The sequence below is a fragment of the Lentilactobacillus kosonis genome, assembly GCF_003864335.1.
Taxonomy (GTDB): Bacteria; Bacillota; Bacilli; order Lactobacillales; family Lactobacillaceae; genus Lentilactobacillus; species Lentilactobacillus kosonis.
In genome coordinates, this window is record NZ_BEXA01000005.1 from 58173 (window position 1) to 82953 (window position 24781).

A 24781-nucleotide genomic window follows, 5' to 3' on the forward strand; every position below is an offset into this window, starting at 1 on the left:
TCGTATTTAAAATAATCAGGTTACTTTTGACTCTCACGTTGCAAAACACCATCGATAATCTCTTGAATGGTAGTTTCAGCCATACTGCGAAATGCAGCTTGTTCAACATTCTGGTACACTTCATTCAGTGTATCCTGAATATTACTGCCCACAATACAATTAGGATTAGTTTTGGGATCAACGTGAATTAAATCATGATCCATATTTATTGCTTGATACACATCAAACATCGTAATCTGATCGGCCGGTCTACTCAAGGTCGGCTCAGAGCTACCTTGCTGCGTATTGATTATTCCAGCCCGTTTTAAGTCGACCATTAATCCACGGACTGCACTTGAATTGGTTTCAATACTATTAGCAATTGCTCTGCTAGAAAGATCGCCTTCTTGGTAAACAATCAAATATGTCAGAATGTGGATTGCATCACTTAGTTTGTATGAGTACTTCACAACTTCACCCTAGTTTCGGTTTAAAATCTCTGAGATTGAGTCAGTAAGACTGAGTAACTCATGACCAAGAACCGTTTCAAGATCATCGGTATCAGTCGCTAGTGAGCCATCTTCAATCGGTGCTTGGAATGACGCAACATTGCAGCTAAATCATGATTACCGTCCATCGTCTTTGCCAAATCTTCAGTGTATTTTTCTTGTGATACTTGTTGAACCTCAAAGTTATTTGACGTTGCTTGCTTCAATGCTTCACCCAAATCAGCGTAGCTGCTTGATGGCCCATTAAATTCATAAACGGCTTGATGGTTTTCGTTAACTAATACATCAGCGGCTGCTTCTGCGTACTCGCGTTCTAGAGCCCAACCGGCTTTACCATTTGCCCAATACTCAGCAATTGGTGCATTGGCACCACTTTGGATGAAGGCCATCTCGTTTTCCAAATACCAATTGTTACGTAAGAATGAATAGTCAATATCTAAAGCTTTAATGGCATCTTCAGTTAGCTTATGATCGGCTGCCAATGGATTGGCTGCCGTATCAGCTTTAGGGAAACTAGTGTAAGTCACAAACTTAACACCCGCTTGACCTAATGCATTGACCACATTCAAATGTTGTTGACCACGGGCCACTTTACCACCTGGTTGTGATGAAATAAATAATACTCGATCAATCCCTTGAAAAGCATCCGTCATTGATTGTGCATCATCGTAATCGCCTTGACGAATTTCTACACTAGCTGGAAGAAGTCCCTTAGCTTTTTCAACATTCCGGGCAATTGCGAATACTTGATCATTAGTATCGATTAAATTTAATACTTGCTTGATAGCTGCTTGACCAAAGTTACCTGTTGCTGCTGTAATTGCAAATTTCATATTTATTATCCTCTGTTTTTCTTGTATTTTTATTATTTAACAAGTTCCACTTTAACACTTGTACTTTTATTGTCAACAGGATATTAAAAATAAATTTGCTGAACCAATCATTAACAGTTTTTTTTTATCGCGCCTTATAATGATTTTATAAACGTATGGGAGGTTTTATTATGGCAGTTTTAACTGATGATATGAAAAAATTAATCGCTGATTCATTTGCGTTCATTGCAACGGTTGACGAGAATGGTAACCCCCAGGTTGGTCCTAAGGGCACCATGCGTATTTTTGATGATGAACACTTAATTTACAATGAGCAAACTGGTCACCAAGCATGGCACAACTTGCAAGATAATCACAAGATTGCAGTAGCTTTTCATCCCCATCCAGGAATGAAAGGCATTCGGGTTGAAGGCCGAGCAGTAATTCACCAAGGTGATCAAATTCATACAGATGCTCAAACTTATGCAACTGAAAATAAATTACCAGACGTCATTGCCGCAATTGTTATATCTGTTGATAGAATTGTGAGTCTTGATGCTGGTCCAAATGCCGGAATTGAAATCATTAATGATCCAGTTAAATAAATAAAAAAACAGAGCTGCCACTAATTGGTCGCTCTGTTTTTTTATTAATTCTCAAACGAATCAATAATAACTTTGATGTTACTCTCAAAATTTTCAGGTAATGGATCATTTTGGTCAAAAAAGTTCAGATCCTGCATCACCACATATCCCATCAAGTTAGTTACTAGTAATGTAATGTGATTCATGATTGTATCATGGTCAGCATCTATATAGTGCATAGCCTTTTCCAGAATTTTTCGCATCCGTTTAAATTGATCATCAATGCTCGAACTATCAGGATGATTAGCTGCCGCCGAAAATACTTTTGAAAATTCAAGATGATTCTTCGTGAACGAATAAAACACCTTGGCGTATTCTTCCAATGCCTCCCTACCAGAAACACCAATCAAATTATCTTGAAGTTCATCAATTAGACTATTCAAGTAATGAACAATTACCATTACTTCCAGTTGACTTAAATTATCCACATACGGATACAGCGATTGAGGGGAAACTTCTAATGACCTTGCCAATCCCCGATAGCTCAAGTTATCAAATCCCTGTTCTTTCACTAATTTGATTGCCGCATCTTCAATTAATTCCTTGGAAAGTTTTGCATGCTTAACCACAGTTTTCTTACCTTTCTGCTCCATAATTTATTTCAAGTATACACTTATGTTTGCTTTTTTCACAGTGTGAGTTTATACTATGTTTTGAAATTAATTCACACCGTGAGTTAAATAAATCACCATGTGAAAAAGGAGCGATTACTTATGAAAATTATTACTGTTGAAGAACACTTTACCACCCCTGAAGCCGCAAAAATTATTGCTGATTACAAGGCAACCTTACCAAACCAAGACAAAATCAAAGCCGATGACGCCGCCATGACTGCTGGAATGGTGGCTGCTGCCCCTAACGTAGAAGAAATGATTGACGTCGATCAACTTCGAATCGATTATATGGATAAGAACCATATCGATATGCAAGTCGTTTCTGCAGCTGGAATTACCCCTCAGCTATTACCAGACAATTTATCAATTGACGCTTGTCGCGACCTAAACGACGCGTTGGCAAAGCACATTGCTAATCACCCTGACCGCTTTGTTGGATTTGCAACTTTGCCAGCCAACAATCCAGCAGCTGCAGCAACTGAACTTAACCGAGCAGTGACTGAGCTTGGCCTGAAAGGTGCCCTCTTTAGTGGGACCATTAACGGGGAGTTTTGAGTGAAGCGCGCTTCTTCCCAATTTTTGAAATGGCCGCTAAGCTCGATGTTCCGCTATATATCCACCCAGGCTACCCAACCGAAGAAGAAACGAACGTTCTATACAAGAGTGACTCTTACAATGATGCGGTTAAGTCAATTCTATCAACTCCAGGTTTTGGTTGGCATATGGAAGCCGGCATTCAAATTATTCGGTTAATTTTCTCTGGCATCTTTGACAAATTGCCAAACCTCAAGCTAATTTCTGGTCACTGGGGCGAATTCGTTCCCACATTTCTTAACCGATTAGATGAAATGACCGCTCCGGTAGCAACTGGCTTAAAGAAATCATTTTCTGAGTACTACCGGAACAACATTTACATCACTCCTAGTGGGATTTTTGAGTACGACCAAATGCTCTTCAGTCTTAACCGCGTTGGTGCCGACCACATTCTCTGGTCAGAAGACTACCCATTTGTTAAATCTAATCATGCTGGCCAATTCTTAGAAGAAGCCCCAATCAGCCCAGAAAGTAAAGAAAAGATTGCTCACGAAAACGTTGAGAAATTGTTACACCTTGACTAAAAAAAGCACTATCGCAATTAGAATTCTAAAGCGATAGTGCTTTTTTACATTATTCGAACAAATCAATAATCCGATCAATGTTAGCTAAAAACAATCGTTTATTTTTATCAACATCATCAACTTGCATCGTTAAAAAGCTTAAGTTACCAATAATAAAATCTAAGTATAACTGAGAATTTTTTTCAATCATTTCAGCATCACTAGTAAGCAAACCAATATTTGAAATTGGTCCCTGACGAAGTTTATCGAGAGCTTTTTCGACCAGCTCCTCTTTTCGGTAATTAATTAATCCACTAATCATTTCAGTAAACGGAATTCCATCTTTAGTGTATGAAATAAAATACTCAGCAAAATTATGCAATGCTTTTTTACCTGAATCGTCACCAAGTTTTTCATTAATATTATCATTTAGTCGAGTAATATACTCAGCAATGACCCCACTTTTAACATCATTAATGTTGGCGACATATCGATACATTGATTGAGGTTGGATGCCAATCGTTCTTGCCAAGCCATTATAGGTCAAGTGATCAAATCCACTTTCACTTACATTTTTCAGAGCCTGATCAATCACGATTTCTCTAGTTATGGTTCCACGTTTCATTTTTTACTCCCTTTTTCTTGACTAACTCATACCATGAGTTTATACTTCAATCATTCATTAATAACTTACCATTTTTACTGAACAATAACTATTAAAACTAAAGGAGCATGTCTATGAGTTACTTAAAAAGAGCTGGCGCAAACATTTATTACCAAACAGTCGGTGAAGGTCCAGTATTGATTTTCGTTCCAGGTGCCAACGGAACCGGTGATATTTTTACTCAAGCAGCTGAATTTCTGAAAGATAAATTTACCGTAGTCATGTTTGATCGTCGTGGTTATGGCCAAAGTGAATTAACTAGCCCAACCCCTGATGAAATTGCCAACATTGATAGTACTTACCGAATTGAAACTGATGCCGCTGATATCAATGCTTTAGCGCAAGAACTTAGCCCCAACCAAAAGATCTACCTAGTTGGTAGTTCATCTGGTTCAATCGTTTCAATGGAAGTTCTTCAAGATTTCCCAGATATCATCGAACGAATCGCTTTCCATGAGCCTCCAATCAACAGTTTCTTGCCAACCGCTGAAAAAGATCAGGCAGCCAACAACCAAATCGTTGAAACAGCTTTGACTGATAATATGCAAGAAGCTATGAAACTCTTTGGTCAAACGATGAGAATCGGTGGTTTGGATGCCCAAATGATGGGTAAACCAGCTACTGGTGTCGATGAGGCCGCAGCAGACGCCCGGGTTAAAGGGATGCAATACTGGTTCAAGTACGAAATTCGTCAATATACTAGTCGGAAGATCGATATCGACCAATTAAAGCAGTATCGTGATAAAATCTCATTGCTGAACGGAACTGATTCAGTTGGTTCGTATCCACAAGATGTTAACAAATTCTTGGCCAAGTACTGGGATGTAACGATTTTCGATATTCCTGGCGGTCACTTAGGTTATGCTCAAAAGCCTGAAGGATTTGGAACCACATTAGCAGCAGTATTTCTTAGATAGGAGACTAATTAAAATGTCATACAGTAAAATTGATGTTCACGCCCACTATTTATCACCTGGTTACAAACAATTTCTAAAGGAACAATTCAATGATATGGGCGATGGAGTCAAGACTCCTGAATACAGCATTGATACGACTTTAGGAATTATGGATCAAGCTAATATTGAGTATTCATACCTCTCAATTTCTTCACCTCACATTAACACCGGTGAAGCTAGTAGCACTCTTGAATTAGCTGATGAAGTTAATGAATATGCATCTACCCAAGCTCAAAAATATTCTGATAAAATTGGTTTCTTCGCTTCACTACCACTTCCATATGTTGATGAAAGTTTAAAGGTGATTGACCAAATTACAAAAGAAAACGTTGCTGCTGGATACACCATGCCAACTAACTCCCGAGGAACTTACATTGGTGATCCTAGTTTGGACCCAATCATGAAAGCATTGGATGATAACCATGCGATCGTTGCCCTTCATCCAAACGCCCCAGGAGTTTCAGTCCCAAATGTCAATGAGGACATCCCTGATCCAATTCTTGAATTCTTTTTGATACCACTAGAACTGTAGTAAACATGTTAGACAAACGCATTTTTAGTCGCTTCCCTAACATTAAGTTCATCATCCCCCACGCTGGTGCTGTATTACCTATCGTTGCTAACAGGATTCCACTAGCCAAGGGATTAAATCCTGAGTTATCAGCTGACCAGCTCGAAATTCAAAAGGCAATGAGTACCCAATACTTCGACGTTGCCGGAATGGTGATGTCTCAACAATTACCTGCATTACTTCAAATGATTAATCCTGATCATTTACTATATGCATCAGACACACCATATACTCCAACCCCAGTTGTACTCGACCTAGCAAACAAGTTAGAGACGACTGACATGTTATCTGAACCACTCAAAGAAAAGATGTTCAGACAAAATGCTGTTCGGTTATTCGATCTTAAATTATCTGAACTTTAAAATAAAAAACCAGCGACTGAAATTCAGCTGCTGGTTTTAATTTGCTCTTATATGCTACTAATTAATGCTAATATAAAATAGTAAATTCAATAATAAGGAGTTCAAACCTAATGCTTTCCTACTATCTTTGCGCCATCGTCACCTTAATTAGTGCTACCGTGAGCCTTGGCTTTTCCATTGATGCAGTTCGCAAATCTCGAAATGACGGGGCAATGATTAATGCTCGTTATGCATTTTCTCGGAGCCTATCGTTATTCGTGGTTGCCCTTGGATTATTATTTATTCACTCCAATCCCTACTTAATTACCATCACGCTAATTATGATTGGAGTCCAATTTATCGATGGGATTGTCGGCATTCCAGTTAGCCGATTTAAAACCTGGGGACCATTGCTAACCGCCATTGGTAACGCAATATTCTTAGGATTATTTCTATTTATTTAAAATCGAAAGGCTAGTCAAATCAAAATTGACTAGTCTTTTTATTTGGACTTAATTATCAAATCACTGAATCCAAATCAATAATCTTTAACTTACGCCGGGATTCTCGCTCAATGAAAGATTGTTTTTCCCATTTTGCAAAGATGCGGCTAATTGTCTCCGGAGTGGTCCCTAGCATGGAGGCTAAGTCGGCCTGAGTAATTGGCAACGTGAATGGATTTTCACCAATACTTGCAGCGGTATCCTCCAGATATGATGCTAACCGGACATCAACGTGTTCCGTATTGGTTGAAGTTGTATGTTCTTCTAAATTACTTAGCCGATTACCCAACACATCCAACACATTCACACTTAGTTGCGGAGTCGTCAGTAATAGTTTTTGGAATTCATTCCGATTGATTGAACAAACAGTCGTTGGTACCAAAACTTTGGCAGCAGATGTGTGCGTTAACTTACTAATTAAAGCTGCCTCACCATTGATGTCGCCCGCCTGTAACAGGTACAACAATTGTTCCTTACCATCGGCCGTAGTTTGAATGACTTTCGCTTGGCCACTAGCAATAATTGACAGCTCATTGATTGGTTCCCCCTGCTGATACAGAAATTCACCAGCTTCATAATGATGGTGATTAACAATTGCTTCAATTGATTGTGCTTGGGTTTCATCTAAGTTTTGAAAAATTGGCACTAACGAAACGCAGTGATGCTTAGAAATCTCATCCATTACGTACCTCATCCTAACTAAAATTAATTTTCTGGCGTTATTTTACCCCAAACTTGATCTGGGTCAATTTCATTTATTCTATGATAACAGATAATAAGGTCATCAAAGAAAATAACTAATTTCAAAGGAGATCCTCATCATGTCAAAAAAAGTAATTATGCAACTCGATACCCTGACCTGCCCAAGCTGTATGACTAAAATCGATCAGTCACTTCGAAAACAATCCGGCGTGGAAGATGTCAAAGTATTATTCAATGCTAGCAAAATCAAAGCGACCATTAATGATGAAACTAATGGCGATAATCTGGTCAAGACCGTTACTAGTCTTGGCTATACTGTTAAAACAATGAAAGAAAAAGGTGAATAACCATGACAACAATTACTGAAAAATGGGAAGCCGAACAAGTACAATCAGAAATAGACCACCATACTCCCACCGCTGGAGCAATGACTGGCCATATTCTAGCTAACCTCCGCAAATTATCAAATAAACTAATTCAATTCAATTGGTACATCAAGGGACCTAACTATCAAAGTGATCAACATTTAATTAGTGAATTTCGGACTGCTGTCGACAATGAATTTATCTCAATTGGCAATCGCTTAGTTGAATGGAATGAGAAACCGGCCTCAACCACCGCTGAATTTGAAGAGTATTCGATGATCACCGAAGCTGGGGAAAATAAATATCTTAGTGCAGACGAAATGCTATCAATGATTGTTGCTGATATCCAAACTAGTCAGATGTTTATTGGCCGTGCGATTAAGTTAGCGAATAATGAAGAAAAATTCGGCCTTACCAGCGATATCACTAACCTCCAATCACTAATGAATTCTTATAACCGAAAATTCCAAGCTCGCTTAGGTAATGAACCGCTTGATGGATACTTAGATGAAGATGAGGAGGATTAGCTGATGGCTAAACTACTTAATCAATTTAATAAGCATTGGACTCAATTAACATTATGGTCCGCCATTCTGTTATTGATTGGATTTGGTTTTCGAGCTGCGGGACTAACCTTGATTGCGAATATTTTATTCGCTATCGTCACCATTATGGCTGGATTACCCACAATTATCCGCGCCATATCAGCCCTTAATGCCAAAGTCATCAGTATTGAGCTCTTAGTTTCAATTGCCGTAATTGGGGCCGTCGTTATTCAAGAATTTGAAGAGTCTGCAGTCGTAACCTTCTTATTCATATTGGGGACTTTCCTCGAACAACGGACTTTAAACCGTACTCACAAATCAATTAAGGAATTAACTGAAAGTGCCCCCAAGACCGCCCTCTTATTAAATGACAATGGTGAAACAGACTCGGTCGACGTTGACGAGATTGAAGTTGACGATAAGCTCCTGGTGCGAGTTGGCGATCAAGTCCCTGTCGACGGTAAGATTTTAACCGGATCAACTTTGTTGGATGAAGCCATCGTCACTGGCGAATCGATTAGTGCGCGAAAACAGCCTGGCGATGAGGTCTACATGGGAACTACTAATCAGGAGGCCACAATTACTGTTGAGGCTACTAAAGTCGGCGAAGACACCACCTTCGGTAAAATCATTGAGCTAGTGGAAGATGCTCAAGATAATCAAGCTCCCGCCGCTAAGTTCATTGATAAGTTTGCGAAGTACTACACTCCAGCCGTCTTGATTATCGCCGCGCTAATCTTTTTAATCTTTAAAGATTTTCGACTAGCCATTACGTTCTTAGTTCTTGGCTGTCCGGGGGCCTTAGTAATTGGCGCACCAGTTTCTAACGTTGCTGGGATTGGTCGCGGCGCTCAAGGTAAGATATTGGTTAAGGGGGGTAGCGTGATGGACGAACTGAATAATGTCGACACGCTGTTGTTTGATAAGACCGGTACGATTACGACTGGCCATCCCAGCGTTAGTCACCTCTATCAATATGATGATCATGAAAACTGGTTGCTAATTGCCAGCCAAATGGAACAAGCTTCTACGCACCCCTTAGGAACAGCGATTGTTAAATACGCTGAAAAATCAACTGATAATATCAACCAATCAATAGATACTAAAACCATCAATGGTGTTGGAATTACTACTGAATACGATCAGCAAACCATCTGGTTAGGCAGCCCAACCGTCTTGGAAACCAGCCACGTGAACCTAACTGCCAAGCAAACTAAGCAACTAATAGGTCTGCAAGAGTCCGGTAATTCGATTGTCCTAATGGTGGCTGACCAAACATTAGTCTTGATGTTTGGAATTATCGATCAGCTCCGCCCTGGAGTTAAGGATGTTTTGAATGCTTTACGCAGATATGGAGTCAAAAACTTTGCAATGCTAACTGGTGACAACCAAAAAACTGCTAATCAGATCGGTAAATTGATTAATGTCGACGATGTTCGGGCAGAACTAATGCCCACTGATAAAGCATCCATCTTAGCGGCAGAGCAAGCCAAAGGCCACAAAGTTCTGTTTATCGGTGACGGCATTAACGATGCCCCTTCCCTAGCTAAAGCCGATGTCGGGATTGCTATGGGTAGTGGAACTGATACCGCAATTGAAACCTCTGATGTGGTTTTAATTGATTCAGACTTTAATAATATTTTTAAAGCCAAAAAATTAGCTCGCATCACCATTAACAATATGCGTCAAAACATTGTGATTGCAATTGCCACTGTGCTGGTCTTGCTCCTCGGGTTACTAACCAATTACGTTGATATGGCGACTGGAATGTTTGTCCATGAGGCCAGTATCCTAGTAGTTATCTTAAATGCAATGCGCATTTTAAGAATCAAATTATAATTGAAGCAACTCTTTCATTAATAAGCCTGAGTGGCTTTTTAGTACATCCAGATTTAATTTAAACAAAATCATTGACAAAAGATAGCATTATCTTTTATAATAAATCCACATTAAAGATAGTCTTATCTTTAAATCAAACAACAAATTAAAGAGGAATTTAAAAATATGAAAATTTTCGTTACCGGAGCAACCGGATTTATTGGATCAACTGTAGTTGATGAACTACTTAGACGAAATCACTCAGTAATCGGTCTCGCTCGTTCAGATCGCTCAGCACAAAAATTAACCGATAAGGGCGTTGAGGTTCTTCGTGGAACCCTTGAAGATACCGAAGTTCTAGCTGAAGGGTCTAAAAACAGTGATGGCGTTATTCATCTTGGCTTTACTAATAACTTTGACGACATGGCCGGGGCAGTTGAACAAGACGTTAATGCCGTTAACGCCCTGGGTGAAGCCCTAGCAGGGACCAACAAACCGTTTGTTAATACTTCAGGTACTTTGATGGTCGCTTACCAAGGCCGCCCCGCAACTGAAGATGACGCCGGTAATGATAAAGAACTAAGAACCCGCTCAGAAAAGGCAGCTTTAGGATTTGTTGCTAAAGGTGTTCGAGTAACAGCCGTTCGCCTAGCCCCAACCGTTCACGACGCATCTCGTCAGGGACTTGCAACCGTGGCTGCGCAAATTGCTATTAAGAATGGTGCTGCTGCATACTTTAATGGTGGCACTAACGAATGGCCTGCAGTTCATCAATTGGATGCAGCTAACTTATTTGTTGATGCACTTGAAGCAGGTACGGCTGGATCAGTTTATAATGCAGTCGCTGAATCAGGAATCCAATTCAAAGATATCGCCACTACCATCAGCACCACTTTAGACTTACCCTTAAAATCATTAACTGCAGATGATGCTGTTGAGTACGCTGGCCCATTTCTTAGCAACACACTGCAACTCAACAATCCAACTAGTAGTGACAAAACTCAACGAGAGCTTAACTGGCACCCAACTCATCCCGGACTACTGGTTGATTTAAAGTCTTTCCTATCAAACCCAGACAACGTTGAGTACTTAAAAAATAACTAAGCAAATTCAAAAATCCCTAGCTCTCAAGGAGAGCTAGGGATTTTTGTAACTACATTTATACAAAAAGAAACTCAATTCATTTCTGAACTAAGTTTTAAATAATATCTTAATCAACAATCTTTAAAATTTGATCAGTCGATACCCGATCACTACGATATGCATTTAATTTCTTGTCTGACTTTTCATACCCTAAAGCAATTCCCATAGCAATCACCTTGTTTTTAGGCATTCCCAACTCATCACGAATCACATCAGGATACTTAACTAATTCGTAAGATGCCAATGATTGAACTTCACGACCAGTTGCTGATAACATCAAAGTCTCTGAGAACGCTCCTAGGTCATAAATCGACCAACTATTAGGATCAGCATCCAATACCAGATAAGCAATGGCTGGTGCCCGGTACAAGTTACCCCGACTATCCCAGTAAGAATCTGGATCTGATTCAATCACAGGCCTAAAGGTGCCCACCCAGTGTCCCATATTTTGGCTAGCAAAGGATGAAAAATCGCCGCGGTGAACTTTATATAAATCAGCATTCTCCGCAACGCCATCTTCCGCATTACTAGCAAATCGCTGTTTGATATTGTCTAAACTTTTACCCGTTGCTATATATACTTTCCAAGGTTGCGAGTTACCCCATGAAGGTGTGTGTTGGGCATCAGCCACAATCTTGGTTAGTGTTTCTTTATCTACTGGGCGATCTTCAAACGCTCTCGTTGAATGCCGGGTTTGAATTGCTTCTAAAACATCCATTTTAAATTCCTCCATGCTAATGAATTCGCATTGCGTCCCAAATAAATTGATAAATATCTTCAAACTTATATTCTGATTCAGGATATTGCTGGTCACCAATGTTATTAGTATGTTGATGGATCGTTGAAAATACCATCCCCATATGCAAATTAATTGGTAACTTCTTAATTACTTGATTATCAATAGCCTCCTGTAATAACTCATGAACGATGTTGTTCGGTGAATCGTTAATTACCAGGCCATCATCTTCACCCATCAAAAACTTGATTTGTTGAATCAAATTCATGCTATCAGGATTAGCTAGTGAATAGTCATAAACCTGTTCAATATAATACCGAATCCGAGTTTCAATATCGATATCATGATTTCTTAATTCAGCAATATCGGTAGTATTGATAATCCGATTCCTTTCTCGTTGGTAGACACTGTCCAATAATGCCTGCTTATCTTTAAAATATAGATAAACATTAGATTGCGCAATGTGGGCTAACTTAGCGACTTTCGTGGTGGAAACACTCACAGCCCCTTCCGCTAAAATAATTTCAGCAACTGCATCTTGAATAATGGTTTGTTTGTTCATATCTTTTTTCTTCATGCTGATATTATAAAAGATAACTCTATCTTTTACAAGGATAAATTATTGCCGACTAAAAAATCGGCAATGATTTATTTATTAATGAGCATTGCCAGCGACCTATGCCAGCGTAATACATATTCACTAACTATCGTTGATAAACCTGCTTGCCTCCAACTATTACTTGGCAAATATCAGCCCGCTCTGTTTGATACATTAGTTGTTCAAATTCATCATCCCTATCATTAGTTAGATAATCTGAATGTAATTTAACCACTTGAAAGTCAGCTTGATATCCAACCTCAATCGCCCCAGTTGGGATGTGTAAAGCTTCTGCTCCGCCTCGAGTTGCTAAATAAAAAGCCGTCTTCATAGAAATCCTGGAATTGCCAGCTCCCCGCACATTTTCGGCCTGTCGGCGATCAACTCCGTCTGTTAACATTTGGGATGCCATTACCGACTGCTGCATATTTTTATAAATGCTAGGTGAGTAGCCCCCAGAAATATCACTCCCCATCCCAACCTTATTGCCATTGGCCAAAGCGACGTTTGTCGGAAATACCGCGTTGCCAAAGTATGCATTAGAAATGGGACAATGGGCGACGGCGGTTTGCCGATTTTTAAATAAATCTAAATCTGAATTACTCAATTGTGTTCCGTGAGCCATCACTGATTTATCAGTTAATAATCCAAAATAATCTAAGACTTCTGCATCTCGCTTATGAAAACGGTCAAGGACATATTGATCTTCCCAATCGCTTTCACTGCAGTGTGATTGAACTGGTAAATCATATCGGCGAGCCAAGTTACCCAAGCCAGCCAACAATTCATCGGTACAACTTGGAACGAATCGTGGGGTAATGACCGGAAAAATTGTTGTCTCCGAATTAGCTTGCATTGCTAATATCTTTTCAATAAATATTTCAGTATCCTCAAGGGCTTGCTCAGCGGAAAAGTCTCGATAATATTCAGGTGTCTCATCAGGATTATCCATTGCAACTTTACCAATAAATGCTCGTAATCCAGAACTAACAGCCTGTTTGGCTAACTCCAAATTCGAATCATTATAAACGGTCCCAAAGATCATCGCAGTTGTAGTTCCATTAGCTAAGAGATTTTGCATTAAGTCAGCATAAACAGGGGTCGCAAATTCAACATCCTTGTACTTAGCTTCTAGCGGAAATGTATATGTATTTAACCAGTCATTCAACGGTTTATCTAAAGCCAATCCTGCTTGGGGCCACTGAGGAGCGTGAACATGCAGGTCAATAAATCCCGGTAATAGGCGTTCATCATTTGAAAGCTGGTGCAGCTTACTTTGAATCAAGGCCGCTTGACGCACTTCTGAAAAGTCACTCGCTTCCTTTTTAACTATACGAGCGATTTTGCCACCCTGATCAATACAAATCAATGCGTCCTCACCAGCATAGATACTTTCACGGTCTGCTGAAGTAAAGTAGTTGCCCTCAATAACTTGTAAATACATATTATCCTCCAATTGGGTTAACAGAATACCAAAACTATAACATAAACATTAGTGATTTAAAAATTATTATATTTCGTGTTTAAGTCGATACGCGGCAAATCAATCACCAAAAAACGCGTTTATTGAACTAAAAACCGATTTATTTATTAATCAGCGGTAATCATCAAATGCTAATTTATTAAAGCAAAATATTTTGATTAATGTCTCTTGCTTTTTATTAGAAAGCTAGTAGAATCGTGTATCAAATAAATAAATTATCGGAGGAATCCTAATTGACACTTAACCTATTTAATCGCAATCCATTAAAGTATTTCTTCCCAGCCATCTTGTTGCTAGTTGGAATAGCTTTAACATGGCGATTACTTTTGTTTGTCCCTCTAATCATCGCTGTTATTGGCTTATTTATCTTTGCCAGACACCAATTTAAAACCTTCACTGCTAACCATGCTAAAAATAAAACTAAAACAAGCTCTCCTGACGTTGAAATCATCAATGATGATTCGCCCCATCCAGAACGAAGAATTTTAACCGACGTTAAGGAATACTAAAAGATGCAGTCACATTAATAGTGTGACTGCATTTTTTATTCACATTAAGTTACAAATATTGCATATTGCCATCCGGGTAATTATAAGGTAATCTAAATAATATTATCTTCGAAAAGGAGCTGAAATTCAGTGGTTGACTACACAACTTTTATTTCCATTGCCACTGTAAGTGGCTTAGGACGTTCTTCCGTAAATTAAATTTTTAAGGAGAATTAACGTGAATAACGTCCATAAACAAACACCAGCTATTATCCTAATTATTGCATTAGTTGGTTTCCCTCAAATCAGTGAATCCATTTTCACGCCTGCATTACCAAATATCAGTAACATTATGCTGGTCAGTGCTAAAACCAGCCAACTAACGATGAGCAGTTACTTCATAGGCTTCGCCTTAGGAGTTTTATTCTGGGGTAGATTGTCAGACTACTTTGGTCGACGACCAGCCATGATGTTAGGCATTATAACCTATCTAATTGGAAATATCGGCTTACTATTATCTAATAATTTCACCTTATTCATGACTGCTAGAATTGTTCAAGCATTCGGAGCCGCAGCTGGATCGGTAATTACCCAAACTATTATGCGTGAATCATTTAGTGGTATATATGGTGAAAGGGTATTTGCTAAGGTTAGTGCTGCGATGGCCATTTCGCCTGCATTAGGGCCATTGCTAGGCGGCAGTCTACTTTCATACTTTAATAATTACCATAGTATTTTTAAGTTATTAATAACTATGTCGATTCTGCTAATCTTATCGGTAGCCATTAAGTTACCAGAAACCAGAGTTATCAATGTTATTGGTACAGCCATTCCGTGGCAAACAATTGCCCTTCGGATGGTTAAAAGCCCTCAAGTATGGGTGTATTGTTTAATAATAAGTGGAATTAACGGCATTTTATTTAGTTATTATGCCGAAGCGCCGTTTATTTTTGAAAATCATTTTGGCTTAACCTCTTTCCAATTTGGTTGGTTAGGATTGGTAGTCGGTGTGGCTAGCATTCTCGGAGCAATAACGACTAATCGACTGGCGGGAAAAATATCCTCAAATAACATTGTTGATCTGGGTCTAATCATTTCATTAATTGGTGCACTCAGTATTTTTCTAACCACTAATGTGCTAATTTTATTACTAATCTCAGTTTTTATAACTTTTGTTGGAATAAATATTGCCTTACCAATTGCATTAAGTCGAGCCTTAATTGGTTTTGAAGACGTTATTGGTACGGCCAGTGGCTTATTAAGCTTTATTTATTATCTAGTTATCAGTTCATTTACATTCTTAATGAGCTTTATGCACGATGGAACTGTCTTTGCCTTGCCGAGATATTTAGTTATTATCATTAGCCTGATGCTTATAGGTAAAATATTCTTCAATATTAAAAATCGACACAAATGTAAATAAATAAAAACAAGTTGCAACTTAATCTAAGTTAGCAACTTGTTTTTTATGAATATTAAGGAATAATTCATCCCAAAATTAACTACATGTTATTCATCGCCAACTTAACCTTGCTCAGCATTTCAACTGTTTGCGGGGTGCGAACATCTCCAAATATTGACCGATCAGTGTCTAACATAGCAATATCAGCCATATCTGCTGACGTTAGTTCAAAATTAGAAATTTCCAAGTTATCGGTCATATGAACTGGGTTAATGGTCTTAATAAGACTTACTACATTTCTTTGATCCAGCCATTTTAAAATCACCTGGCCGACAGTCTTGTGATACTTATTGGCAATCTTCATCAACGTTTCGTTGTGAAAAATATCATTTTTCCCTTCTGCAAAGGAGGCAAACGATTCTGTCTGAATATGATATTTCTCATTCCATTTAATGCCATCCCTATTTTGATTCCAAGGATTGACTTCAATTTGATTAACTTGCGGAATCACTGCTGTATTTGTCACTAGATTAACTACTTGGTCGGCAGCAAAGTTGGATAATCCAATCGCCCGAATCTTACCAGCCTGTTGTAGTTCCGCTAGGGCCCGCCAAGAACCAAAAATATCACCATATGGTTGATGTAATAGCATTAAATCAATATATTCTAATCCCAATGTCACTAATGATCGGTCTACTGATGTCATGGTTTTATCATACCCTGTAGCATCAATCCATAGCTTAGAAGTTACAAACAATGATTCGCGCTTAACATCACTGGTCTTAAGCGCCTGACCGACTTGCACCTCATTTTGGTACAATTGGGCTGTATCAATTAAACGATACCCGGATGCCAATGCCTTTATAACCAGTTGCTCTGTCTGTTCTGGTGCAATTTGAAAGACACCAAAACCAATTTTGGGCATCATAACTCCATTATTTAATTCAACCATTTCTGTTTCAATTTTCATTATCTTTTCCTCTTATTTATATAATAGAGACAGTGTAAGACCTCAAGTCGGGTTTAGGTCAATGAAAATAATTTTCCTGCCACATCCGACTTTATTCAAATTAGGAACAATTTTGTCCAATGTGCGGGGCGAACTAAGATCACAACGACCGGAGTAGTTGTATAATACAGTTGGATTCTGATTTTATGGGGGAATTAATTTTGAGTATGGATCGTTTTCAAGCCTTCAGTGACGGAATATTTGCAATTCTAATCACTATTTTAGTGTTGGAATTCAGCATTCCTGACTATCAATCTGGGCATCTATTAACCGCGCTTATCAATCAATGGCCATTATTATTGTCATATAGTTTTTCTTATTTTTATGTGGGGACCTTGTGGCTATTTCACCACGACTATTTCAGCATGCTTGATCATATTGATCGAAACGTAAATTTATTGAACTTATTAATGTTGTTCAGTATCACCTTGCTGGATTATCCTATGTCATTAGTGGCCCACACTTTAAGTACTTATAACCAACCAGACCTGCAGACCGCCCTAATTGTTTACGATATTGTGGCCTTGTTTATTTCGGCCACCTTTTGGATTATGTATGAATACATTCATCACCATCAAGAACTTAAAAATCATCGCTTAAGCAGCACATTTTATCAAAAAATAAAAGCTGATCCCATGCGGAGTATTATTATTTACCTGATTGCAATCGGCGTAACTTTCTTCTCTAGTATTGGTGGCGCTATTTTATTAGGAAGCGGAATCATCTTTCACTTCTTCGCTTACCTAAGAATGAGCAGTTTAATGAAGGCGGAATAAACTAAAACCACCTGCCAACTAAAAGACGTTGGTAGGTGTTTTTTACGCTTTAAATTAATAAAATCCTCGTTCAAATTCGGCTAAGTCATCAATTAGCCTAACTGCATTTCTCAGTTCATCATCACTATATTTTGAGATGACTCGATCAATCATTTGCTGGTTCAAAGTACGATGCATTTCATCGTGAACCTTTGCCAGTGTGACGCCATCTTCAGTTAGAGAATAATAGATTTTCTTTCTATCATCTGGCTTTTGATTAACTTCAATCAATCCAGTCTGAGTTAACTTTTTGGCGGCTCTAGTGATTCCACCTCTAGTTACATTCAACTGTTCAGCTAATTCAATCCCTGTTAATTCACCAGTTTCTAGACTAGACAGAATATGAAGCGAAACGATGGACAGTTGCGTAACTACCGTCTGCAACTCAGGATTATCTAAATGATTCTGTAACCATTTTTGCTCCTGAGCTCCACGGCCATTAACACTCTCCGAGCGAATCATGCTAATTGCCTGTTGTAATAACGCAATTATATTCTCTTCCATTAACCATTACACTTCCCTATTCCCAAATTAATCTAATTATACATTAAAATGTTTTGGCCATCACATTGGCTTGAATAAGGGCCGTACTTAAAATATTTTCGCGTTGGTCTGGTTTAGCATCTGCCCCTTCAATAAAGAGCTTCTCAATTTGATCGATACCATAAAAGTTGGCCATATGAGTTAAGTAAGCATCCCCCAAATCCATCATGGCCATCTGATCATTGCCATGTTCATCATGATAGAAGTTACCGGCAGCTTGGATGTGTATTAGTTTCTTATCAGTCAGCAAGCCTACTGGACCATTGACAGTGTATTTAAATGTTTTATGGGCCACAGCAGTAATATCGAGATATTGTTTTAATTCTGCTGGCAAAAAGTGATTATACATTGGATTGATAAACACGTACTTGTCAGCACTAATGAATTCATCAAGCCAGATTGAATGTTGATCTAACAATGCCTTCTCATCGTCAGTCAAGGGCTCATTAAATTTTTGTTTACGCCACGCTTCCATGGTTTGGTCATTTAGTGGTGGGACAGATCCATCAAACAAATCGCGAACAATTACTTCATCTTGGGGATGGCTTTGTTTATATGATTTAATAAATTGCTTTCCCACTGTCAGAGACAAACTGTTGTCAATGTGGGGATGAGCTTGAATAACTAATAATTTTGTCATAATAGAACCTTCTTAAATTCTTTTTATTTTGTTGCTTGTCAACAAAAAGAATAGTACATCGCATTTTGTTGCTTGTCAACAAAATATCTGAATTATTTTATTTCAAAATCAAAAAAATAAAGTCTAAACCCATATTGAATACGGGTTTAGACTTTATTTTGATTTTTTAATTTAATGGCCGATTTTCAATGAAATCAGCATGAAGTTCCCGGTTAGTAAATAACCAACTGCCATCACTTTGCTTTGCGAACTGATCATTATAACGAAGATACGCCACCATCAATGACTTAGTGCCATCTTCATTAGCGGTAACATGATGAGCAATTGTATATACGTACGCCTTAGCTTGATCTCCTTCAACCGTAACTGAGGATTGACCAATCATATGAAATGTATGTTCATATTGCTTTAATGCCTCAAAAGTTGCCATTAATTTTTCAGGAGTATCCACTAAATCTGGTTTATCTGGATCATTCCATGGATAATATACCGTCATTGAGCCATCATTTGTGAATAATTCAAATTGCTTTTGGGTTTGCCGAGTATCAGCATAAGTTGCATAATCATTAATCACTTGTTGCACTTTTTCTTTGTCTGTCATGTTGTTTAACTAACCTCACTAGTATTAAGTTCTTATTTTGGGAAAAATATTGCACCCATCTAATACGAATCATAACAACTCGACTTTTAATTATTAATTTTGCCTGCCGATAATAAACCTAAAAACCAGCGTTCATAATTAATTGATGAACGCTGTTTTTAGGTTTATAACTTACCATTTAAGAACTGAGCTTCCCCATTTCCGAAACTCCAATCATCATCATTATTAGGAACTAAACTAAAGACGATGTCTTCTGGTCGCAATCCTAATTCATTGTGTAAGCGATCGGTTAACTGACGGTAGAAAGCTTCCTTGGCCTTAGTAGCTCGTGGTCGGGTAACCAAGTTAAAGAACACCACATCGTTAGTTCTTTCAATTCCTAAACCAGTATCCAAAATCTGCATTTCAAATGGCTCATGTTGAGTCAAAATTTGATAGCGATCACCTTCCGGTGTATGGAATGTTGCAAGTTGGACCTCATAAGCAATTTTCAACAGTTTCTTTAAGTACTCTTCGTCGTGACCCTTGATAACATCGATTCTCATTAATGGCATAAAGTCGGTCTCCTTAAATTAATGAATTTTCGTGGCACTAACCACCAAAACTGGTGTTATCAATATCATACTGCTGAAGATTACTTAAGGGAATTATTTTGAAATTCGTCGATAGTTCTCATCAAAATACCTTCCACCCCGGATATCATCAGGCAAACCTTCATATGGTCCCTCACTGATTACGTCTTCATTATTTTGACCAGCATTCCCCATATAAGTAATCTTAGCGAATTCTGGCACAACTAATTTAGGATAGGTTTCGTACTTTTCTCTTGATTCTTTCATCAAATCAATATGTTCATTTTGATAAGTAACTGTAATTTCCGGATGTTCTTCAACCCACTTAGGGAAGAAAATTGTACCATTTAATTTAAGCTCATTAGGTACAAAATCCAATGCAACATCAGTTCCAGTCGGTTCAGTCCAGGCAACCTTATAAATTCCTGGAACCAGCATTACAATATTCGTTTCTTGATCAGTTACCCAGCGGCCGGCAACCATTCCACCATGAATTCGATAGTCAACTGTGTGATCATTCTTAGCATACCATTCATATTCCCAACCATTATCGTAAGTATAAATAAAATGGGTACCTAAGAAATCATCTAAGGTTTTAAATTCTTTTTTAACATAGTCATTACTCCTTTTTAAATCATGTATTTAATTACATGTTTTATAGAACATGATTATGATATTCTATAACTAGAAATTCGTCAAGGAGGAATTAAACATGGCTCAAAAAATCGACTTCAGTATATTATTTTAGGGTTATTAAATGAACGTCCCCAATCAGGTTATGACTTAACTAAGTCCTTTGATGCTGATATTGGCGAGTTTTGGAATGCTAATCATAGTCAGATATATCCATTATTAAAACGAATGGAAGACCAAGAACTGATTACGCATAAAACCAGTATTGTAGGGCAGAAGTTAGAGAAAAAAATTTATTTAATTACCCAACTAGGGACCAATATATTTAAAGATTGGCTCCATTCCCCTTCCATTCTTGATCAAGCTCATGATGAATTTATTTTAAAGCTATACTTCATCTCTAATCGAGATAATCCTCAGATTAAAATCATGGTGGCTGAGCAATTACAATTACATCAAGCAAAATTAAATACCTTAAAGCAGCAAAAGATTACTAAATTTCCAGATCAAGAACATATCAATCAGGATTATGGTCACTTTCTTGTTCTCAATCATGCAATTAATCGTGAAGAGTCTTACCTTAGCTGGCTCAACGCCATTGAATAAATAAAGCCCCAATCTCGAATGAGATTGGGGCTTTATTTGATGAATTACTTCATATTTTTATTTAACCATTTAAATAATGCGTTCAAGTCATAATCACCAGCATGACCCGTGTTCCACTGAACCTTATAATTAACATCAACTCCAGCGCCCTTAAGTTTCTGAGACAGCAAGGTTGGTATTAATAATGATGTATTAGAATCTTTTTCACCATAACGGATCCAGAAATGCTTGGCGACTGTTGCTTGGGATGTACCAATATATTCCATTGGGTTCATCATCTTAACAATCGTTGAGTCGGCTTGAGAAGTAGTCTTCTTCGTACTGTTGGATTGACTGTATGAGGTAAAGTGCTTAGAGGCAACGGTTGAGGTTCCAAATTCGTTATTCTCACCAGCCGATAAATCAAATGAATCAAAGGCTGGGGCAGTCTTCGAACGCCCAATTGCCTTAAAGTATTTCTTCAAATTAACGTCTGTAACCTTACCCGACTTAATCGTTAGCCAAGGGTACTTGGAAGCCTTGATGGTTGTACCATTATCAAGAGCAGTTTGAGCTGACTCCATCACTTTCTTTTTAAGCAATGTGGCAAGTGTCCCAGTACCATCAGAATTGATAGTTAGCTTATTACCATTGTCATCTTTAAGATTTAGACCATTCAAATAAGTAACAAACTGTTTCTTCAATTCTTTTGAGGCTGCTTGCTGCTTAGTTGTTAAGCTACTTGCAGTCGTTGGCCCACCAGGCATTCCACTGCTGCTTAATTTAGTGATTCCACCAAATTCCCATTCATAAGCACTATCAGCATGATCAAGGTTAGTAATTGGAGCAAAGGTAACTGCAGTATAGATGTCATCTGACGTATCTGCTGCTCCAATTGCCTTAAGATATGGTGCATAGTCCTTAGCATTTCCAGTGGTCCCTAGTAATGTTGAAAGAGCGCCACCAGCACTGGTTCCATCGGCAACAATTCGATTAGTATTACCTGGAAGTCGACTAGCATTGTACTTTAAGTAACGGACAGCTGCCTTCAAATCAACAATACTTGCTGGTGCCTTACCAACATTCTTACTGTTCTTCTTGTCATCCCGGCCCCGAGCACCGGCAGCTGCAACAATATATCCTTCACTTAAAGCCTTTTGAGTTGATTCCGTTGAAGAGGCTCCGCCATTAGCGTTTAAGCCATTGCCCTTACCGCTCTTTTTACCCGTTGGTTTAGCAGGTAACTTCATAGTTTTACTACCAGATGGTTTCTTCATTCCGCCACCATTACCACTGCTAGTCAGACCACCAGCTGCGCCAGACATATAACCACCGACTGTGTTAGTCATAAAGTAAGGAGCGGTATTTTTAGTATACCCGTTCACTTTTTTATTATGGAAATAGCTCTCTGGAATATAAATATTCATTGTTTGATACTTACTATCAACTGGTTTGCTAACATAAGAAACATTGGTATAACAACGGACCTTAATTTTCTTTTTGTTAACTGTAATGGTCTTAGTTGTATATTTCTTAGTGTTTAATTTCAAACTCTTAACCGTTCCGGTATAAGCAGTTCCTCCACGATAATATGAAACCGCGTGGGTATACTTCACATTCTTCAAACTACCACTAGTTGTACTATTACTTGCTGAATTACTTGATTTGTTCGAGGTTGTCCCGCACGCTGCTAGTCCAAGTAACGCAACCATTCCGAGTGAAAGAAACAACCATTTTTTGAATCGCATTATTTTATCATCTCCGTGTTATTTATAATGTTACAGGTTTAATTGCAATAACTATGTGCTTTTCAATATTAAATGTCAACCATTTTTGAAAACAAAATAATCTAAACTTAGTTTTGAAATTATAATTGACAATCAAATTATCGATTCAATCACTTATTCATAGCAAAATGTTGCGAAATTTCACAATGGGTGTAAGATTAAATAATTAAAAATGAAATGAGTGTCCGAATCATGAAATATTCGCATAAATTAAGTGACGCTGTCCACATCCTTTCCTATATTGAGATTTATAAAGATGGCGATCTGTCAAGCAAGGCCATCGCCGATAGCGTTGAATCAAATCCTAGTTTGATTCGTAAACTAATGTCGCAGCTGTCACATGCTGGATTACTGATTTCCTCACCTGGAAAAGTTGAACCTAAGTTGGGCCGTCCGGCTGATAAAATCACCTTGCTAGATATTTATCATGCGTTAGATGATGATTCCCAATTACTTCATGTTGATCCTAAAACCAATCCTGCATGTATCGTTGGTAGCAACATTCAAGACACTTTGAATGTCGCGTATGACAAAATACAACAGGCGGCTGAAGATAGCATGCGCGAGGTTACCTTACAATCATTAATTGACGATATCTTAGTTCGAGAAAATGATAAGCATCTTCCAAATTAAATCAATGTTCACTAACTAACCCAGGTTAGGACAATAAAAAGCCAGCCGCTTCCATGATAGAAGGTGCTGGTTTTTATTTTTAACCAATCCCGTTCCTACTTACCTAATGAACTTACGATATAATTTAATTCCAATATACACAGCCAAACTTAAAATAAGTATAAGTGCAGCAAAACTAAATTAAAACAAAAATAGAATCCCCCCAGTAAAACTGAGTCAATAAATTCACGATTAACATCGTATCCCCCCTTAATTAAGCTGATCCCTTTACCTAAATTATAGTCATCGGCTGCAATAACTACAAAAAAAGCTTCCTAATCGTGATGACTAGGAGGCTTTTTGTTAATCAATCTTATACTTCACTGATTGCAATTGAATCATTCTCATATTGCTCATCATTTAAAATCAGTTTACTGATAAAATCAGCAACTGTTATTCTAGAAATTGGCAATGCGCTAGGGCGAATTCGATCGTTTCGGCCATCAACTACAACGTTACCAACTGATTGGTCGTTGGTTAAGGCGTTTGGGCGAATGATAGTCGTGATAATTTCTGGTGCTTGATCAAGGATGTCTGCGCCAACTCGTTCGTCACCAAAATAAGTACTAGGGTCTTGATAATCACCATATACTTCCGTAGCTTTTGCCAAACCTTCATCAGTTGATTCCTCACCATAGATTCCAGCAGTCGCAACCCAAATCAGGCGTTTGACCCCTGCATTAATCATGGCTTGGCGAACAACTTTAGCCATCTCGGCCATCCGGTTAGGTCCAAGATTTGAATAGACAATGTCTTGGCCTTTCATAGCTTCAGTAAGTTGGTCTACGTCCAAGGCATCTCCTTGAACAATCTTTGCTGGTTGCTTATCGCCAACCAATTTTTTAGGACTCCGAACAAATAAAGTTAAGTTTGCTTGTTCCTTAATATTATCTGTAACCATTTGGGCAATATTACCACTGGCCCCTAATATCAATACATTATTCATAATAATCG

At 38.2% G+C, this 24781-nt stretch carries 31 protein-coding genes and 1 pseudogene; 16 read left to right on the forward strand and 16 right to left on the reverse strand.

Annotation, left to right across the window (positions count from 1 at the left end):
* Positions 1–20: 20 nt before the first annotated feature.
* Positions 21–449 (reverse strand): Rrf2 family transcriptional regulator, encoded by a 429-nt coding sequence (locus tag NBRC111893_RS08520; protein WP_125008715.1) that lies wholly within the window; start codon positions 447–449, stop codon positions 21–23.
* Between the two features lie 9 nt (positions 450–458).
* Positions 459–1321: pseudogene (locus NBRC111893_RS08525) on the reverse strand (SDR family oxidoreductase).
* 170 nt (positions 1322–1491) lie between these two features.
* Here NBRC111893_RS08525 and NBRC111893_RS08530 point away from each other — a divergent pair.
* Positions 1492–1905: a pyridoxamine 5'-phosphate oxidase family protein gene (locus tag NBRC111893_RS08530; RefSeq protein WP_125008716.1), complete on the forward strand. Its 414-nt coding sequence runs from the start codon at positions 1492–1494 to the stop codon at positions 1903–1905.
* A gap of 44 nt (positions 1906–1949) precedes the next feature.
* Here the strand turns inward: NBRC111893_RS08530 and NBRC111893_RS08535 are convergent, their stop codons facing one another.
* Complete coding sequence (locus NBRC111893_RS08535) at positions 1950–2537, reverse strand: TetR/AcrR family transcriptional regulator (RefSeq protein ID WP_125008717.1); 588 nt, start codon at positions 2535–2537, stop codon at positions 1950–1952.
* 120 nt (positions 2538–2657) lie between these two features.
* On the opposite strand from NBRC111893_RS08535, the gene NBRC111893_RS11890 reads away from it, so the two are divergent.
* Both NBRC111893_RS11890 and NBRC111893_RS11895 read left to right on the forward strand, forming a co-directional pair.
* A complete protein-coding gene (locus tag NBRC111893_RS11890; protein WP_261341441.1) occupies positions 2658–3113 on the forward strand; it encodes an amidohydrolase family protein in 456 nt (151 codons plus the stop codon).
* Positions 3110–3676, forward strand: coding sequence for an amidohydrolase family protein (locus NBRC111893_RS11895; protein ID WP_261341442.1), 567 nt, complete (start codon positions 3110–3112; stop codon positions 3674–3676). The genes NBRC111893_RS11890 and NBRC111893_RS11895 overlap by 4 nt, the downstream gene beginning before the upstream one ends.
* Positions 3677–3725: 49 nt before the next feature.
* Here NBRC111893_RS11895 and NBRC111893_RS08545 read toward each other — a convergent pair whose 3' ends face one another.
* Positions 3726–4280: a TetR/AcrR family transcriptional regulator gene (locus NBRC111893_RS08545; protein ID WP_125008718.1), complete on the reverse strand. Its 555-nt coding sequence runs from the start codon at positions 4278–4280 to the stop codon at positions 3726–3728.
* A 113-nt stretch (positions 4281–4393) separates the two neighbouring features.
* Between NBRC111893_RS08545 and NBRC111893_RS08550 the strand changes: the two genes are divergently transcribed.
* From NBRC111893_RS08550 to NBRC111893_RS08560, 4 genes are all read left to right on the forward strand, one after another.
* The gene (locus NBRC111893_RS08550; protein ID WP_125008719.1) at positions 4394–5236 is read left to right on the forward strand and encodes an alpha/beta fold hydrolase; all 843 of its coding nucleotides are present in this window, start codon (positions 4394–4396) and stop codon (positions 5234–5236) included.
* Between the two features lie 13 nt (positions 5237–5249).
* Entirely contained in the window at positions 5250–5807 is a 558-nt protein-coding gene (locus NBRC111893_RS11900) for an amidohydrolase family protein (protein WP_261341443.1), read from the forward strand.
* 5 nt (positions 5808–5812) lie between these two features.
* Positions 5813–6208, forward strand: coding sequence for an amidohydrolase family protein (locus NBRC111893_RS11905; RefSeq protein WP_261341444.1), 396 nt, complete (start codon positions 5813–5815; stop codon positions 6206–6208).
* Between the two features lie 110 nt (positions 6209–6318).
* Positions 6319–6651 (forward strand): hypothetical protein, encoded by a 333-nt coding sequence (locus NBRC111893_RS08560; protein WP_125008720.1) that lies wholly within the window; start codon positions 6319–6321, stop codon positions 6649–6651.
* 55 nt (positions 6652–6706) lie between these two features.
* Here the strand turns inward: NBRC111893_RS08560 and NBRC111893_RS08565 are convergent, their stop codons facing one another.
* The gene (locus tag NBRC111893_RS08565; protein ID WP_191984844.1) at positions 6707–7363 is read right to left on the reverse strand and encodes a Crp/Fnr family transcriptional regulator; all 657 of its coding nucleotides are present in this window, start codon (positions 7361–7363) and stop codon (positions 6707–6709) included.
* 148 nt (positions 7364–7511) lie between these two features.
* Between NBRC111893_RS08565 and NBRC111893_RS08570 the strand changes: the two genes are divergently transcribed.
* The 4 genes from NBRC111893_RS08570 to NBRC111893_RS08585 all read left to right on the forward strand — a co-directional run bounded on the left by NBRC111893_RS08570 (position 7512) and on the right by NBRC111893_RS08585 (position 11224).
* On the forward strand, positions 7512–7739 hold the full coding sequence (locus NBRC111893_RS08570) for a heavy-metal-associated domain-containing protein (protein WP_125008722.1): 228 nt from the start codon (positions 7512–7514) through the stop codon (positions 7737–7739).
* A 2-nt stretch (positions 7740–7741) separates the two neighbouring features.
* Positions 7742–8284 carry a ferritin-like domain-containing protein gene (locus NBRC111893_RS08575; protein WP_125008723.1) on the forward strand — a complete coding sequence of 181 codons (543 nt, stop codon included), beginning with the start codon at positions 7742–7744 and terminating at the stop codon, positions 8282–8284.
* Between the two features lie 3 nt (positions 8285–8287).
* Positions 8288–10141, forward strand: a complete 1854-nt coding sequence (locus NBRC111893_RS08580; RefSeq protein ID WP_125008724.1) for a heavy metal translocating P-type ATPase — start codon at positions 8288–8290, stop codon at positions 10139–10141.
* Between the two features lie 165 nt (positions 10142–10306).
* Positions 10307–11224, forward strand: a complete 918-nt coding sequence (locus NBRC111893_RS08585) for an SDR family oxidoreductase (protein ID WP_125008725.1) — start codon at positions 10307–10309, stop codon at positions 11222–11224.
* A gap of 106 nt (positions 11225–11330) precedes the next feature.
* Here the strand turns inward: NBRC111893_RS08585 and NBRC111893_RS08590 are convergent, their stop codons facing one another.
* The 3 genes from NBRC111893_RS08590 to guaD all read right to left on the reverse strand — a co-directional run bounded on the left by NBRC111893_RS08590 (position 11331) and on the right by guaD (position 14041).
* The gene (locus NBRC111893_RS08590) at positions 11331–11981 is read right to left on the reverse strand and encodes a nitroreductase (protein ID WP_125008726.1); all 651 of its coding nucleotides are present in this window, start codon (positions 11979–11981) and stop codon (positions 11331–11333) included.
* A 16-nt stretch (positions 11982–11997) separates the two neighbouring features.
* Positions 11998–12576 carry a TetR/AcrR family transcriptional regulator gene (locus NBRC111893_RS08595; RefSeq protein WP_125008727.1) on the reverse strand — a complete coding sequence of 193 codons (579 nt, stop codon included), beginning with the start codon at positions 12574–12576 and terminating at the stop codon, positions 11998–12000.
* Between the two features lie 127 nt (positions 12577–12703).
* Complete coding sequence (guaD, locus tag NBRC111893_RS08600) at positions 12704–14041, reverse strand: guanine deaminase (protein WP_125008728.1); 1338 nt, start codon at positions 14039–14041, stop codon at positions 12704–12706.
* A 272-nt stretch (positions 14042–14313) separates the two neighbouring features.
* Here guaD and NBRC111893_RS08605 point away from each other — a divergent pair, with 272 nt between their 5' ends.
* Positions 14314–14589 carry a hypothetical protein gene (locus tag NBRC111893_RS08605; RefSeq protein WP_125008729.1) on the forward strand — a complete coding sequence of 92 codons (276 nt, stop codon included), beginning with the start codon at positions 14314–14316 and terminating at the stop codon, positions 14587–14589.
* 217 nt (positions 14590–14806) lie between these two features.
* Positions 14807–15991, forward strand: a complete 1185-nt coding sequence (locus tag NBRC111893_RS08610; protein ID WP_125008730.1) for a multidrug effflux MFS transporter — start codon at positions 14807–14809, stop codon at positions 15989–15991.
* A 79-nt stretch (positions 15992–16070) separates the two neighbouring features.
* On the opposite strand, the gene NBRC111893_RS08615 is transcribed toward NBRC111893_RS08610, so the two are convergent.
* A complete protein-coding gene (locus NBRC111893_RS08615; protein WP_125008731.1) occupies positions 16071–16940 on the reverse strand; it encodes an aldo/keto reductase in 870 nt (289 codons plus the stop codon).
* 206 nt (positions 16941–17146) lie between these two features.
* Here NBRC111893_RS08615 and NBRC111893_RS08620 point away from each other — a divergent pair, with 206 nt between their 5' ends.
* On the forward strand, positions 17147–17755 hold the full coding sequence (locus NBRC111893_RS08620; RefSeq protein WP_369689738.1) for a TMEM175 family protein: 609 nt from the start codon (positions 17147–17149) through the stop codon (positions 17753–17755).
* Between the two features lie 54 nt (positions 17756–17809).
* On the opposite strand, the gene NBRC111893_RS08625 is transcribed toward NBRC111893_RS08620, so the two are convergent.
* The 5 genes from NBRC111893_RS08625 to NBRC111893_RS08645 all read right to left on the reverse strand — a co-directional run bounded on the left by NBRC111893_RS08625 (position 17810) and on the right by NBRC111893_RS08645 (position 20792).
* A complete protein-coding gene (locus NBRC111893_RS08625) occupies positions 17810–18298 on the reverse strand; it encodes a MarR family transcriptional regulator (protein WP_125008734.1) in 489 nt (162 codons plus the stop codon).
* Between the two features lie 43 nt (positions 18299–18341).
* Entirely contained in the window at positions 18342–18977 is a 636-nt protein-coding gene (locus tag NBRC111893_RS08630) for an FMN-dependent NADH-azoreductase (protein ID WP_125008735.1), read from the reverse strand.
* A 166-nt stretch (positions 18978–19143) separates the two neighbouring features.
* Positions 19144–19578, reverse strand: coding sequence for a nuclear transport factor 2 family protein (locus NBRC111893_RS08635; protein ID WP_125008736.1), 435 nt, complete (start codon positions 19576–19578; stop codon positions 19144–19146).
* 164 nt (positions 19579–19742) lie between these two features.
* Positions 19743–20132: a tautomerase family protein gene (locus NBRC111893_RS08640; RefSeq protein WP_125008737.1), complete on the reverse strand. Its 390-nt coding sequence runs from the start codon at positions 20130–20132 to the stop codon at positions 19743–19745.
* A gap of 93 nt (positions 20133–20225) precedes the next feature.
* Entirely contained in the window at positions 20226–20792 is a 567-nt protein-coding gene (locus NBRC111893_RS08645; RefSeq protein WP_125008738.1) for a phenolic acid decarboxylase, read from the reverse strand.
* A gap of 99 nt (positions 20793–20891) precedes the next feature.
* Between NBRC111893_RS08645 and NBRC111893_RS08650 the strand changes: the two genes are divergently transcribed.
* Entirely contained in the window at positions 20892–21389 is a 498-nt protein-coding gene (locus NBRC111893_RS08650; protein WP_369689739.1) for a PadR family transcriptional regulator, read from the forward strand.
* Between the two features lie 44 nt (positions 21390–21433).
* On the opposite strand, the gene NBRC111893_RS08655 is transcribed toward NBRC111893_RS08650, so the two are convergent.
* Entirely contained in the window at positions 21434–23116 is a 1683-nt protein-coding gene (locus NBRC111893_RS08655; RefSeq protein ID WP_125008741.1) for a subtype B tannase, read from the reverse strand.
* A 231-nt stretch (positions 23117–23347) separates the two neighbouring features.
* On the opposite strand from NBRC111893_RS08655, the gene NBRC111893_RS08660 reads away from it, so the two are divergent.
* Complete coding sequence (locus NBRC111893_RS08660; RefSeq protein WP_125008761.1) at positions 23348–23788, forward strand: Rrf2 family transcriptional regulator; 441 nt, start codon at positions 23348–23350, stop codon at positions 23786–23788.
* Positions 23789–24140: 352 nt separating this feature from the next.
* Here NBRC111893_RS08660 and NBRC111893_RS08665 read toward each other — a convergent pair whose 3' ends face one another.
* Positions 24141–24773, reverse strand: a complete 633-nt coding sequence (locus NBRC111893_RS08665) for an NAD(P)H-binding protein (protein ID WP_125008742.1) — start codon at positions 24771–24773, stop codon at positions 24141–24143.
* Between the last annotated feature and the right edge of the window lie 8 nt (positions 24774–24781).

Bases quoted from the DNA above. Each gene is read 5' to 3' on its own strand.
- NBRC111893_RS08530 (WP_125008716.1), top strand. From the start codon at position 1,492: ATGGCAGTTTTAACTGATGATATGAAAAAATTAATCGCTGATTCATTT.
- NBRC111893_RS08535 (WP_125008717.1), bottom strand. From the start codon at position 2,537: ATGGAGCAGAAAGGTAAGAAAACTGTGGTTAAGCATGCAAAACTTTCC.
- NBRC111893_RS11890 (WP_261341441.1), top strand. From the start codon at position 2,658: ATGAAAATTATTACTGTTGAAGAACACTTTACCACCCCTGAAGCCGCA.
- NBRC111893_RS08545 (WP_125008718.1), bottom strand. From the start codon at position 4,280: ATGAAACGTGGAACCATAACTAGAGAAATCGTGATTGATCAGGCTCTG.
- NBRC111893_RS08550 (WP_125008719.1), top strand. From the start codon at position 4,394: ATGAGTTACTTAAAAAGAGCTGGCGCAAACATTTATTACCAAACAGTC.
- NBRC111893_RS11900 (WP_261341443.1), top strand. From the start codon at position 5,250: ATGTCATACAGTAAAATTGATGTTCACGCCCACTATTTATCACCTGGT.
- NBRC111893_RS11905 (WP_261341444.1), top strand. From the start codon at position 5,813: ATGTTAGACAAACGCATTTTTAGTCGCTTCCCTAACATTAAGTTCATC.
- NBRC111893_RS08560 (WP_125008720.1), top strand. From the start codon at position 6,319: ATGCTTTCCTACTATCTTTGCGCCATCGTCACCTTAATTAGTGCTACC.
- NBRC111893_RS08570 (WP_125008722.1), top strand. From the start codon at position 7,512: ATGTCAAAAAAAGTAATTATGCAACTCGATACCCTGACCTGCCCAAGC.
- NBRC111893_RS08575 (WP_125008723.1), top strand. From the start codon at position 7,742: ATGACAACAATTACTGAAAAATGGGAAGCCGAACAAGTACAATCAGAA.
- NBRC111893_RS08580 (WP_125008724.1), top strand. From the start codon at position 8,288: ATGGCTAAACTACTTAATCAATTTAATAAGCATTGGACTCAATTAACA.
- NBRC111893_RS08585 (WP_125008725.1), top strand. From the start codon at position 10,307: ATGAAAATTTTCGTTACCGGAGCAACCGGATTTATTGGATCAACTGTA.
- NBRC111893_RS08590 (WP_125008726.1), bottom strand. From the start codon at position 11,981: ATGGATGTTTTAGAAGCAATTCAAACCCGGCATTCAACGAGAGCGTTT.
- NBRC111893_RS08595 (WP_125008727.1), bottom strand. From the start codon at position 12,576: ATGAAGAAAAAAGATATGAACAAACAAACCATTATTCAAGATGCAGTT.
- guaD (WP_125008728.1), bottom strand. From the start codon at position 14,041: ATGTATTTACAAGTTATTGAGGGCAACTACTTTACTTCAGCAGACCGT.
- NBRC111893_RS08615 (WP_125008731.1), bottom strand. From the start codon at position 16,940: ATGAAAATTGAAACAGAAATGGTTGAATTAAATAATGGAGTTATGATG.
- NBRC111893_RS08620 (WP_369689738.1), top strand. From the start codon at position 17,147: ATGGATCGTTTTCAAGCCTTCAGTGACGGAATATTTGCAATTCTAATC.
- NBRC111893_RS08625 (WP_125008734.1), bottom strand. From the start codon at position 18,298: ATGGAAGAGAATATAATTGCGTTATTACAACAGGCAATTAGCATGATT.
- NBRC111893_RS08630 (WP_125008735.1), bottom strand. From the start codon at position 18,977: ATGACAAAATTATTAGTTATTCAAGCTCATCCCCACATTGACAACAGT.
- NBRC111893_RS08635 (WP_125008736.1), bottom strand. From the start codon at position 19,578: ATGACAGACAAAGAAAAAGTGCAACAAGTGATTAATGATTATGCAACT.
- NBRC111893_RS08640 (WP_125008737.1), bottom strand. From the start codon at position 20,132: ATGCCATTAATGAGAATCGATGTTATCAAGGGTCACGACGAAGAGTAC.
- NBRC111893_RS08655 (WP_125008741.1), bottom strand. From the start codon at position 23,116: ATGCGATTCAAAAAATGGTTGTTTCTTTCACTCGGAATGGTTGCGTTA.
- NBRC111893_RS08660 (WP_125008761.1), top strand. From the start codon at position 23,348: ATGAAATATTCGCATAAATTAAGTGACGCTGTCCACATCCTTTCCTAT.
- NBRC111893_RS08665 (WP_125008742.1), bottom strand. From the start codon at position 24,773: ATGAATAATGTATTGATATTAGGGGCCAGTGGTAATATTGCCCAAATG.